Source organism: Aurantiacibacter atlanticus (genome assembly GCF_001077815.2).
Classification (GTDB): domain Bacteria; phylum Pseudomonadota; class Alphaproteobacteria; order Sphingomonadales; family Sphingomonadaceae; genus Alteraurantiacibacter; species Alteraurantiacibacter atlanticus.
The window spans coordinates 1,287,617-1,300,407 of record NZ_CP011310.1 but is presented as its reverse complement, the minus strand read 5'-3'; the positions used below and the strand labels follow the sequence as shown (position 1 = coordinate 1,300,407).

Genomic DNA, 12,791 nt, shown 5'->3' with positions numbered 1-12,791 from the left:
GAGTCAATTTGTGGCCAATAAGATAACTCCACCTTAATGCTGAAGCGAGGGAGCGCAGAACACAGAATCTGCGATAAATGTGGAAAGAAGACATTGAGAATAGCAATCGCCGATGACGATCAGGAGGTCCTCGACCAGATCTCCTCATGCTTGGAACCAACCGGATACGATGTGGATCGATTTCGTAACGGGCGCGACCTACTCATCTCTCTCAAGCGGGAAACGTATGATGTCGTCCTGGTAGACTGGAACATGCCGGGAGCCACCGGGCTGGAAATTGTCAGCTGGGGCGCTGATAGTCTCGAGCATCCACCAGCCTTCATCCTCATAACCAGCCGATCTGAAAAAGCGGACATTGTGAAAGGGCTGGAACGCGGCGCCAGCGATTACATCGTCAAACCTGAAAGCGAAGAAGTCATTGTCGCCCGCATAGAGGCGGCAGCCCGCCGCCGCGCCCCGGCAGCCAAGACGGAGCGTTACCAGACCTTTGGCCGCTATCGCGTTGACGGACAGGAAACCGTGATCGAAAGGGACGGAGAACCAATCAAGCTCACGGCGAAAGAATTCAAGGTCGCGGCCCTGTTTTTTGACAATCTCAACCGCCCGCTTTCGCGCAGCTACATCTTCTCCCAGATATGGGGCAATATGGGCGATATCGCCACGCGCACGCTGGACATGCATGTCTCGCGCGTGCGTTCCAAACTGGAATTGCGCCCGCATAACGGCTTTGCCATTCAAACCGTCTTCGGATTCGGCTATCGCATGAATTCCTTTTTCGATGAAGGCGATGATAATGATGGAGAAGTGGCTGAAAGCTGATCTGTACGGGCCTGTGGGCCGCGTGTTTGCGATTGCATTCCCGGCCCTGCTTGCAGCGTCCTTGCTATCTGCCTGCGCTGTCTCAACCCCTGTCAGCATCGCCTCGACAAGCGGTCAGTTACCGCCACAGGCGGCGGTGCAAGTTGCGCCTGTCGAGGAGGATAATTCCTTGCGTGCCACCTTTGCTACAGCACTGAAAAATGCGCTCGCGTCGCAGACAGCAAGCTTGGGGAGCGCCAGCAATTCCACCGCTCCTGTCATCGCAGAATTCGCCATCGCAATGCGCGATGCGAAGACCGGGGTTGCCGATCCCGCAGAATCGGATGCCGCCGCCATCGCCTGGGAATCGCGACCGCGAAACCACCATATTTTTGATAACTGTTCGGTCCAGCGCCTGCGCGCAACGCTGGTGTTGCTGAACAGGGAAGACGGCCAGGTGCTCTATCGCGGAGTGGGGGAAGCAGATGCGTGCAATTACAGCAATGCCCAGATGGCTGAGCTGGCCAGGGCATTGGTAACTGACGCGCAAGGAACAGCTGCGCGGCCCTGATATTGCGCGCGATTACCGGCTTTGTGGCAATTCGATACTGAAACGGGTTCCTGTGTCATCGCCCGTCTCAACCCTGATCGCCCCGCCATGTTTCTCGACCACGCGTTTCACCAAGGCTAGCCCCAGCCCGACACTGGGACCAGCCTTGCCCTCATGTGCGCCGAACCGCCCAAAGGGATTGTCCCGCCGTTCCGGCGGCAATCCGGGTCCTTCATCGCTGACGATCAGTTCAACCTTGCCTCTCAACGCTTGTTGCAGGGCGATAGACACAGTGCTGCCTTGGGGCGAGAATTTGATCGCATTGCCGATCAGATTATCTAGCAGCCGCGCGATGAGTGACGGGTCAGCATCGGCGTAAAGCGGGTCTCCGGGAAGGTCCGATATTATTGCGATCCCGCGGGCGCGCGCTGCCGAATAGGCCCGATCATCGGCTTCTTCTACCGCGGCGACAAGATCACAATCCTCTAACTCTGGATCGCTTTCGTCCATACGAGCCAGCTGCACGAAATCGTCGGACAATTTCAAAGTGCGTGTGGCCTGCGTGCGAATGCGGTCGGCAATATCCTCGGCCTGGGCATCCTTGCCCAGCCTGCCTGCCAGACCGATGATCGCCACCTGCGGCGTACGCATGTCATGCGACAGGAATTCGAGCATTTCACGCCGTTCCTCCTCGCGCCTTCGTGTGGCGGAGACATCGCGCAACATGATGATTTCACCGCTTTGAATGCTATCGCCCATTTCCAGCGCCGCACGGGCGACAAGAAAGATACGACCGCCCTTAAAGCCAATCTCACTGCGTTCCGGATCAAGCCCTGCGTCGCATTGCTCCAACAGAGTAACCAGGAGTGCGGGATTATTCCTGTCCCAGTCGGGAAACAGCTCCTGCCCCTTGGCATTGGTCATAATGATCAGGCCTTGCCTGTCGAGCACCAGAATCGGATCGGGCGCAGCTTCGATCACCTTGTCGAGAAAGGCGAACCCCTCGCTCACGTGGCTCACAAGCCCGCGCATTCTTGCAACCTGCCGGGCAATCCGGTCGAACCCTTCGACCTTGGCACGTCGCGCGCCTTCGGGGCGCAGAAAGGCGGCCTCCTCCTCCAGATAGGCGCTTACCGAGGTCAGACGGCGCCATCCCCAAAGAGGATAAGCGAAGATCACGATGAGAATTGCCACGCCCGGGGCAACCCACAAGCCGGCCAGTGACACCAGTGCAAAAGTGCCCGTCAGTGCCAATCCTGCAATGGCCAACGTCGCGCAAAGGCCTGCCCGCGGCGACATCTTCCAGAAGACGAGGAATTGCGCCAGCAACGCAAATGCGGCAAGCAGGCCGGACCAAAAAGGCGGCAGATCGCGGACCAGAACCCCACCGCGCAAGGCATCAAACAGATTGGCCTGGATTTCGACGCCGGACAGCACATCGACCCCACCTGCACCGACCGAATACCGATCTCCCATGCCTTGTGCAGTAGCCCCTACCAGCACCGTTTTTCCGTGCAAAAATTCTTCTGGCACGTTGCCCTTGATCACAGCTTCGGCAGATACTTGCGAATAAGTGCCTTCGGGATGAAATGAGACGACCGGATCGGCGCCCCGATCTGCGATAGCGATTTGACCCAGCGATCGCGCCGCCTGGGCGAATTGGGGAAAACTGCGTCCGTCTGCCTCCATCACGAGATCGACACGCCGCAATACGCCATCATCGTCGGGCGTTATCGCCACATGGCCGATTGCCGCGGCGCTTTGCAAGAATGGATCAATCGGAAATATTGGAACGATGCCGGAAACGGCATTGGGCCGCGCGGCAAAAGTCATGGGCAGCACCACTTGTCCGTGGCGCGAGATGGCCTGAGCAAAGGCCGCATCATTTGCCTGAGTGGATGGTTCAAGGAAAAGAACATCGAACATCACTGGCCCGCTGACGGCTTCTGCCAGCCGGTCCAGCAATTGTGCATGAATGGTGCGTGGCCATGGCCAGGCACCTGTTTGTGCAAGGCTTGCATCGTCAATGGCGACAATTACGATATCGGATGATGCAGCAGGGTGGGCCAATGCGGCCGCGCGGTCGAGCAGACTGGCATCCAATCGGTTTGCAAGATCTATCCGGGCGGCAAGGAAACCCAGTGCGACACCTGCTGCAAAGAGGATCAGCCATTCTGCAAAAAGCCTACGAGTCACCATTGTGCCGCCTAGGCAGCCTTGTCGCAGGTCACTCTGGCGATACCGTCAGCGATTGATCTGGCCCCCAAACCTTGAGCAGGCCATCTTCTGCATCGGACTGGATTGCCGCCACGCGCCAGATATAAACGTCCGGTTCCAGCCCGGTAACAACGATTGCGCTGCCGGGCAGCGCAATTTCATCATAAATCAGCGCACCGGCTTCCCCCTCTCGCCAGAGCTGGAAGGCGAAATGGGTAATGCCCTCGCCAATTGGAAGCCAGGCGAAGCGAAATCCGTCAGCGAGCTGAGAGGGTTCTACAGTCGCTTCTGCCCCAAGCCGTTTGCGACGGAAAGTGAAGGTTTCGGACAACCCCTCTATGCCCCCGCGCGAAATCCCGCGCGATCGCACGAAATAGCGTCCGTCCTCGACCTCCTCAAACCTTGCCACCAGCTCGCTGGTGATGTCCTCACCTACGACTTCCAGAAAGCCTGCATCGCGGGCGATTTGTGTCCGCGTAGCGACAGCACCAGCGGGCGGCGAGATGCTGAATGTCACCACTCCCCCTGTCTGAATTGCACCCGGATTGGCGATTTCGGCGGGAGGCAACAAGGTTTCAGGTTCACCAAGTCCGGAAGGTGAAACGGAAATCCCGAACCCTTCTGGTGTCAGTTGCGATGTATCCCCTGTTTCAACCGATACCGTGCCTTCGATCACTTCGGTCACGCCAAGCGATTCATCCTCGGCAAAACCAACGCGGAAAAGCGTGCCGCGCACTGCTGTGACGGCGACAGGCGTGCTGCCGCGGAAACGTTCCCCGTCGCGCAAGACGGGGACCTCTATCTCGCCCCGGCCATCCAGAATACGAAACTCCACATCGCGCAAATCGCGCAGCCGGTAAATACGCGCGCGTTCAATCCGGGCGGTGGAGTTTGATGGCACAGCAAATGTCGCACCGTCGGCAGATTGCAGAGAAATAAAGCCATTGCGTCCGGTGCGGATCACCGCTCCTTCAGCCAATTGCGCGCCAAGATCCGGTGCTGCGCCGTCTATCTCCACTGGGCCGGAAAAGCCGCGAATGGCGAGATCGGCAGATCGCCATGCAAGCAGGTTACGGGGCAGGCGCAGCACTGTGCCGATTGGTATGCGTCGCGGGTCCCTGATGCGGTTTAGCCGCGCAACCCGCGCCACGGCCATGCGCCCCGTGAGGAAACGCTGTTTCACGGAAACAAGCGTATCTCCGCGCTCCATACGGTAGGTAACGATGGCATCATCAACCTGCGCCACAGCCGCGGAAGGGAATGCAACGACCGCAATGGCGAAACAGAAAATCGCTGCAAAACTGGCCAGAACAATGTTGGAATAGCGCATTTTGCCCCTCGAGAATTTCTGACAAGCTAGGCCTCTTGGCCAGTGCCTTGCAAGATTCGCTTTGCATTCGCGCCAATAAATGTGCGGCTAAATATATGGCACATAGAAAATCGCGTCGGAGAGACCCCGCTTTGCCCTATCAGTCCCACAATGGCAGAAGCCGATAGAGCGCAGCGCTCCGACGCGAACAGATCAATCCGGTCCCGCGACCCAAATGCGGCCAGTCCCAGGCGCGACCCTGAAGGACTGGATATTTGCCATCGCGGTGCCGATCAGCCACCAGGTAGGCTAATGATGGTCGGCAGTGGCCGGATCGTTGATCGCCCGTGCGGTCGATCCTGCGGCCTCTGCAGGACCGCTTGAACGTGCATTTGCAGCGATAACCGCCATCCCCCCGAGACCGATTGCCAAACACCTGATGCGATCCGGACCCGGTGAACTTTCGAGTGGTCGATCCATACTGCTGCGTTCGTCCCGCATCCTGCCTTTTGGCTGTGCCGAAAGTCTTTAACAACGGTAGCGCAATAGGCAGAGTAAACAAATGTAAACCTTGTTTTGCAATGGCCTATTTCAGCGTGAAGGAATTGGGCAAAAGCGCCTTGATCGTGGTGTGCATCGTGCTGTTACCATTGTGATCGCAACAGATGATTTCGAGATCCGCGCCTGCCTCGTCAGCAGCTTCCAATATGGCTTGCCTGCAACCGCCACATGGTGTCACCGCCTCGCCCGCTACACTGGTGGCCGCATCGCGCGGGCCGCCGACAATTGCCAGGCGCCGGATGTTTGCGAGCCCGAAGGCCTGTTGCGCGGCAGCAAGCGCCGATTGTTCTGCGCAAACACCAAGGCGATAGCAGGCATTTTCCATATTTGCACCGACAGCAATCTTCCCTTCGCCACTTTCAATCGCGCAGCCGACAAGGAAATCGGAATAGGGTGCATAAGCACGGCTTCGCGCAGTAAGCGCCGCCTTGATCAAGGGATCGGCTTTGCTCATTGCACTGGCTTGGCCAAATTTCCGTCCATGCGGCGGGCGATGTGGATCAGCAGATGCAAGACGGGCGGCACCAGCACGATGGACAACACGACCTTGGCAAGCGACTGGCCCAGCAACAGCTCTCCGATATCACGCACACCGTAAAAGGCGACAGTGATGAAGATCATAGTGTCCACCACTTGACTGATGACAGATGCCGTGGCTCCGCGGATGGCGGCAAAGCGTGTTCCGCCCTGCCCCAGCCGCGCAAAAATCCAGACATTGAGCGTCATGGAAATACCATAGGCCAATATGCCTGCCGCCATCAGCCGCCAAGTCTGGCCGAGGATGATCGGGAAAGCATCCTTGGCTGGTTCGTACATTCCGTCATCCGTGGGGAGCGACAGCACGAGGAACGTCAGTCCGATCGCGACCAGCAGTGGCACGAAACCGAAGCGCACCAATTGGTTAGCCATGGCACGGCCATATAGCGCAGCAACCGCACTCGAAATCGCGACGAGAAACAGGAAAGGGAAAATCCCCGCTTCCACCGCCAGCGGTCCTATCGCCACCTGCTTTGCACCCAGCACGCCTGCGATGCAGGTCATGCCGCCATAAAGCGTAGCGAGGAGGAATAGCGGGCGGGGGATGGAATTGGCTTGGCTGTGTTCGTCCATCGCCGATGGCTATGGGACAAGTCGCCATCTTGGCAAGTGCGCTGTCAACAGATTCTCCCAGAATTTGTTTGAACCTTGCTGGTGGATGCGCAAAGAAACTGGCCTTCCTACATTCAGGAGATGATGTGCCTCCCCAATTGATCTCGCTTGCGGGGATCGCGGCGATACTCTTGATCGCCTTTCTCCTTTCTACCGGCAAGCGCCGGATCAAGCCGCGTGTGGTTGGTGCCGCTTTTGCCTTGCAGGCCTTGATGGCAGTGCTGGTATTGCGCACACCCTGGGGTGTTCAGGCCATCCAGTTCCTATCGAACGGGGTGATCGCGCTGCTCGATTTTTCGAAGGTCGGCATCACATCGGTGTTCGGACCGATGGAAAGCAATCCCTTTGCCAATACATTTGTCATCGCCGCATTGCCGGTGATCGTCTTTTTCGCGGCTATCGTCTCCATTCTCTATCATTGGGGCATAATGCAGCGGCTGGTGCGTTGGGTAGGCGGCGTGATCGGGTGGATTACCGGCATCAGCAAGGTAGAGGCGCTGGGCAGTGCCGCCAATATCTTCGTCGGCCAGTCCGAAAGCCCTCTAGTGGTGCGCCCCTATCTTGCCGCGCTGACGCCCAGTCGGCTGTTCACGCTGATGACAGTCGGGATGGCCGGTGTCGCGGGCACTATCCTTGCCGCCTATGCCAGTTTCATCGGAACAGAGGCGGTGCCTTTCCTGCTGGCTGCTGCCTTCATGTCCGCGCCGGGCGGTATCCTGATGGCCAAGATGATCATGCCGGATGATGATTGCGGACTTGCACGTGATGCGGCCCAACTGGCCGGCATCGACGCTGATGACATCCGTTTGCCGTCTGCCAGGATCAGTGCAGAAGGCCCTGCTGCATTGACAGAAAGCGGAAAGCCCCATGAAGTCGAAGTCGCAGAGACCTTCGAAGAAGGCCATCGGCCCGCCAATGTGATCGAGGCAGCTGCACAGGGCACGCAGACCGGCATCAAGCTGGCCGTTGCGGTTGGCGGAATGGTGATGGTCTTTGTTGCACTGGTGGCCTTGGCAAACGGGATACTTGGCGGCATTGGTGGCTGGATTGGCTATCCCGATGTCAGCTTCCAGCAATTGCTCGGCTTCGTCTTTGCGCCGGTCATGTATGTCGTCGGTATCCCTGACTGGGACCAGGCGCAGGTCGCGGGCGGCTTGTTTGGCACCAAGATCGTTCTCAACGAATTCGTCGCCTTTATCGATCTGGGATCAGAGGCAGGCGCAGGCCTTACGGATCGCAGCCGTGCCATTATCACCTTTGCGCTTTGTGGCTTTGCGAATTTCAGTTCCATCGCGATCCAGATGGCAGTCACTGGCGGCCTTGCCCCCAACCAGCGCCCCGTCATCGCCAAATTGGGATTGCGCGCCCTTGCCGCAGGTTCGCTTGCCAATTTGATGAGCGCGGCACTGGCGGGCCTTCTCTTGCCATATTAAGATAGTGTGCATGTCCGATCTCGCATCCATCTCGCTCTCCAGCCCGCTGCCTGAAATATCTGACGAGCTTGGCCGCAGCTTTGCCGAATACGGTTTCGCCATCGTGCGCGATCACGGCATCCCGCAATCGCTGATCGACCGCGCGGAAAATCTGGCGCGGGACTTTTTCGCACTGCCGGAAGATACCAAGCGAGCCTATCAGATAGCGGGCGGCGGCGGCGCGCGTGGCTATACCCCTTTCGGCACCGAAATAGCCAAGGATGCCGCGGTCCATGATCTCAAGGAATTCTGGCATGTCGGTCGTGATCTACCGCAGGGACACCCGCTTTCCAGTTTCATGGCCCCCAATATCTGGCCATCCGAAGTGCCCGGCTTCCGCGAGGTTTTTGAAGAATTATACGCCGAGTTCGACAAGGCGGGCGCGACGATCCTGCGCGCCATTGCAATTCATCTTGGCCTCACTGAGCGCTTTTTCGATGACACGGTAAAGGATGGCAATTCCGTGATGCGCCTGCTGCATTACCCGCCGTTGGGTAACGATGTTCCCGAAGGTGCAATTCGCGCAGCAGCGCATGGCGACATCAATACCATCACGCTTCTGCTAGGTGCCGAGGAACCCGGGCTGGAACTGCTGAACAGGCAGTGTGAATGGGTGCCGGTGTCGCCTCCTCAAGGCGCGCTGGCGGTAAATGTGGGCGATATGCTGGAACGTCTCACCAACAATCGCCTGCGTTCGACAACGCATCGCGTGGTCAATCCCGGCGGTGAAGCGGCACGGCGGGCGCGCTATTCCATGCCCTTCTTCCTGCACTTCCGGCCCGATTACCTTATCGAACCACTGGATCAGTGCATCACGCCAGGTGATGATTCTGCGCCGACAATCACCGCACATGATTTCCTTCTGCAACGCCTGAAGGAAATCGGGCTCGCATAAGGCGCGTGAACCGATTCGCAGATCTTGCCCGCATTTCGGGCGGCTGAACTTCCAAAAATGTTGCGATGCAGCAACGGTTCCATTTCAAACGACTCGGTTCCAACAGAAAATGCACGGATTGCAGCCCTGGCGTGTTGCGATGCTACAGTGGTGAAATAAAACTGTCTCTTAATGGGGGTATCCGGCCCGCAATCCTCTTCACCAGGATTCGTCACCTTCCAAACGGGGATCAGTCAGACAATGAAAATCAGGTTTTTACTCGCAGCCAGCGTTGCGAGCATTGCAGCGGCTGCAGCCGTTCCGCAAGCGGCGCAGGCGCAACAGATCACTTCGGGGGTTCAGGGCACTGTCACCGATGCAAATGGCAGCAGCGTTTCAAATGCCACGGTCACTGTAACCGATACCCGTACTGGTGCCTCGCGCACGCAGACAACAGACACGGATGGCAGCTTCCGTTTCAATTCGCTGGTTTCTGGCGGCCCGTACACGGTGACGGTGACGGCTTCCGGTTTTGAAGGCCAGTCAGTCGAAGAACAGTATATCAACATCACGGGCAATACGGACTACAGTTTTGAGCTGACATCGGTCGCCGCAGGCGATGCCGAGAACGTGATTGTCGTTAGTGGCGCGCGTGTGAATGTGCAGCAGCTTGCTGTCGGACCGGGTATCGCCTTTGGCCAGGATACGCTGGAAAGCTTCCCTTCGATCACCCGCGACGTGCGTGACATTATCCGTCTTGATCCGCGCGTCAGCCTCAATCGATCCAATGAGGTTGACCGTATTTCGTGCTTGGGCGGCAATGACCGTTCGAATACTTTTACGGTCGATGGCGTGGTCCAGGCCGACGTTTTCGGCCTCAACGGCACTCCCTTCGCAGCGCGTAACGCGCTGCCCCTGCCGTTTGATGTGATTCGGGAAACATCAGTTGAATTCGCCCCGTTCGACGTGGAGTATTCTGATTTCACCGGCTGTCTCGTGAATGTGGTGACGAAGTCAGGCGCCAATGAATTCCACGGCTCGGCTTTCTTCTCCTACCGCGATTCCGGCCTGCGCGGCACATCGCTGGATGGTGAGGACGATATCGTCTCACCTTTCGAGGAAAAGCGCTGGGGTGCCACGCTGGGGGGTCCGATCATTCCCGATCGCCTGTTCTTCTATGCCGGTTACGAAGAGACCGACCTTGGCAATGCCAATGAAGAAGGCCCCTATGGCGGCGGCTTTGCCAACCAGTTCGAATATGCAACACAGGCACAATTTGATCGCTTTGCGCAGATCGCACGCGATGTATATGGACAGGACGTAGGCGGCTATCCCATCACTCTGCCCGAAAGCAGCGTTCGCTATTTCGGTCGACTGGATGCCTACATCACCGATGATCACCGCATCGAGGGCAGCTACCAGCGCCTTGAGGAAACCAATGTCGAATCCGATTTTGGCGACCAGGAAACGGGCGGCCTCAACAGCTTCGAGGATGAAGGCACGGTCTCCGATTATTATTCGCTGCGCTTCTATTCAAACTGGAGCGACACCGTCTCGACCGAATTGCGGTTGAGCCGTTCCGAAGTAAGCGATGTGCAGGGCCCTGTCGGCTTTGGCGAAGCACAGTCGGAAAATCCGACAGTGCGCCTTTCGGTACTCGTCCCCAATGAAACCAGCGGTGACATCCCGGCCAGCGAAAATCCGCAGAATGGCTTGCTAAGCACCGGTCCGGGCATCTTCCGTTCGGCCAATGCCTTGGAAAACCGCACCGATCAGGCCAAGTTCCAGGTGAACATCGATGCCGGTAAGCACCAGCTCAAGTTCGGCGCGGAATATAATGATCTGGAAGTCTATAACCTGTTCGCAATTAACGCGACGGGCACATTGTTTTTCGCGAGCCTCGACGATTTCGAAGCGGGCCGCGTGGCGCCCGGTGCGTTCTCCAGCGTATTTGGCGGCGGCGCGGATTCCGTTGCAAACGGCTCGCTGGGCGGCGGCGACATTTCAGCGACCCCTTCGGGCGATATCAATGAAGCCGCAGCGACCTTCGGACGCCAGATCTACTCAATCTATGCACAGGATAAAATTCAGGCGACCCCGCAACTGTCACTGACAGCCGGTGTGCGCATGCAGATTTATGACGGTGATGCTCCGAAAGAAAACCCGGAATTCGTCAGTCGTTACGGATGGAGCAATGCCGTTCCGTTCAGCGATCTGGACGTCGTGTGGTTGCCGCGCGCTTCGGCGACCTACGAATTCGATAATGAAGGCTTCCTCTCGAACAGCCGCGTGACGGGCGGTGTCGGCGTATTCTCTGGCGGCGATCCAGTGGTGTATTTCTCCAACGCTTTTTCCAACAACGGCTTCTCTACCGGTCAGGAAGACACCTTCGGTCCTTGCGATGCGATCACCAATCCGGACGGTTCGATCTCTGTCGTGCAGGGCGGCCAATTCACCGGCTTCCCGGATTGCGCACGCCAGGCCGCATCATTGGAAGCGGCAGCGGGCCTTGCCGATACGCAGTCGACCGATCCCGAATTTGACGTGCCCACCGTGGTCCGCGCGAATCTGGGTCTGGCGACCGATTTCGGAACGCAGGGCGGCTTTTTCAGCAATTGGCACGCGAAGGTCGATTACATCTATTCGCGCTTCAACGACACGCTGAACTTCGTTGATCTGTCACAGACGCCGAATATTACGCAACCACATGGCGGCTACACTGTGGACGGTCGTCCAATCTATGCAGCGATCGATCCCAACCGTACCGATTGTAACGCATCACTGGCCTATTCGGGTGGCACGCCGCCGATGTGGAACAATGTCACCGCAGAATGCTTTGGCACAGGCCGTGATGACGAAATCCAGCTGACCAACGGACCGAGCTATGAAAGCCACGTCGTGTCTTTCCTGCTTGCGAAAAACTTCGATCGCGGCATCTTCACCGAAGGCGGGGCAGTGGGCTTGAGCTTCGGTTATGCATTCACGGATTCGGAAAACAACCGCAATGTCGGCTCTTCCACGGCGACCTCGTCCTATGACGTGACTTCCGCTTTTGACCGACAGAATCCAGCGGTTTCAACATCGAACTATGAAACACGCCACAACATCACCGCTTCGGTCTATTTCAAGGAGCAGTTCGTTGAAGATTTCGATACTTCGCTCGGTATCTTCTTCCGGGCGAGCGAAGGGCGGCCTTACAGCCTGAACTTCGATGGCGGCGGTGTGTTCAACGACAGCTCTTCGGGCAATGACAATGCACTGCTCTACATCCCCTCGGGGATCGATGATCCGAACTTGTCGCCCAGTTCGGATATCCGCGCGCCGGGTAGCAATGGTGTCGACGATCCGGGTGGCGCTGTGAACCAGCTGCTCGATTATCTTAGTGGTGGATCCTTCACCGATTCTTCCGGTAACGTGCTTTACGATGGTTCGTACGTTCCCGAACAGTGCGACTTCGATCCTGGTGCTTCCATTGCGCGGAATACCTGCCGCAATGAGTGGACCTATGATCTTGATCTGCGCTTCAGTCAGGAACTGCCTTTCCTTGGCAGCCTCACCGGGATCAAGAATGATCGCATCGAGCTGTTCGCTGACTTCGACAATTTCCTGAACTTTCTCGATGATGGTGCAAATATCGAACGCGCTCGCGATGAGTTCGTCGATCTTGTGGATGGCGGCGTCGATGCTGAAGGTCGCTATATCATCACGGGCTTCAACCCTGATGATAAGGAATTCGTGGTCACTTCGGCCTCAATCTGGCGTATCCAGGTCGGCGTTCGCTACGAATTCTGATCTGCCAATCATTATTGCTAAAAAGGCGGCGGTGTTTGAAAAAGCATCGCCGCCTTTTTCTTGTCATCT

Annotated in this window: 9 protein-coding genes; 5 read left to right on the top strand and 4 right to left on the bottom strand. The window is 57.5% G+C overall.

The features are described from left to right. Positions 1-93 precede the first annotated feature (93 nt). Together CP97_RS06225 and CP97_RS06220 are read left to right on the top strand one after the other, a co-directional pair. Positions 94-819 (top strand): response regulator transcription factor, encoded by a 726-nt coding sequence (locus tag CP97_RS06225; RefSeq protein ID WP_063612380.1) that lies wholly within the window; start codon positions 94-96, stop codon positions 817-819. Then, positions 794-1,369 carry a hypothetical protein gene (locus CP97_RS06220; RefSeq protein ID WP_063612379.1) on the top strand — a complete coding sequence of 192 codons (576 nt, stop codon included), beginning with the start codon at positions 794-796 and terminating at the stop codon, positions 1,367-1,369. Before CP97_RS06225 ends, CP97_RS06220 begins: the two co-directional genes overlap by 26 nt. Before the next feature lie 12 nt (positions 1,370-1,381). Here the strand turns inward: CP97_RS06220 and CP97_RS06215 are convergent, their stop codons facing one another. The 4 genes from CP97_RS06215 to CP97_RS06200 all read right to left on the bottom strand — a co-directional run bounded on the left by CP97_RS06215 (position 1,382) and on the right by CP97_RS06200 (position 6,545). Next, the gene (locus CP97_RS06215; RefSeq protein WP_048885227.1) at positions 1,382-3,547 is read right to left on the bottom strand and encodes a CHASE2 domain-containing protein; all 2,166 of its coding nucleotides are present in this window, start codon (positions 3,545-3,547) and stop codon (positions 1,382-1,384) included. Positions 3,548-3,575: 28 nt separating this feature from the next. Beyond that, on the bottom strand, positions 3,576-4,895 hold the full coding sequence (locus CP97_RS06210; protein ID WP_048885226.1) for a FecR family protein: 1,320 nt from the start codon (positions 4,893-4,895) through the stop codon (positions 3,576-3,578). A gap of 565 nt (positions 4,896-5,460) precedes the next feature. Then, positions 5,461-5,889: a cytidine deaminase gene (locus CP97_RS06205; RefSeq protein ID WP_053106561.1), complete on the bottom strand. Its 429-nt coding sequence runs from the start codon at positions 5,887-5,889 to the stop codon at positions 5,461-5,463. Continuing rightward, a complete protein-coding gene (locus CP97_RS06200; protein ID WP_048885224.1) occupies positions 5,886-6,545 on the bottom strand; it encodes a queuosine precursor transporter in 660 nt (219 codons plus the stop codon). The genes CP97_RS06205 and CP97_RS06200 overlap by 4 nt, the downstream gene beginning before the upstream one ends. A 125-nt stretch (positions 6,546-6,670) precedes the next feature. On the opposite strand from CP97_RS06200, the gene CP97_RS06195 reads away from it, so the two are divergent. The 3 genes from CP97_RS06195 (at position 6,671) to CP97_RS06185 (ending at position 12,722) form a co-directional block, all read left to right on the top strand. Then, entirely contained in the window at positions 6,671-8,017 is a 1,347-nt protein-coding gene (locus tag CP97_RS06195) for a NupC/NupG family nucleoside CNT transporter (RefSeq protein ID WP_048886781.1), read from the top strand. A 10-nt stretch (positions 8,018-8,027) separates the two neighbouring features. Next, positions 8,028-8,951 carry an isopenicillin N synthase family dioxygenase gene (locus CP97_RS06190; RefSeq protein ID WP_048885223.1) on the top strand — a complete coding sequence of 308 codons (924 nt, stop codon included), beginning with the start codon at positions 8,028-8,030 and terminating at the stop codon, positions 8,949-8,951. A 240-nt stretch (positions 8,952-9,191) separates the two neighbouring features. Next, positions 9,192-12,722, top strand: a complete 3,531-nt coding sequence (locus CP97_RS06185) for a TonB-dependent receptor (RefSeq protein ID WP_048885222.1) — start codon at positions 9,192-9,194, stop codon at positions 12,720-12,722. Positions 12,723-12,791 lie beyond the last annotated feature (69 nt).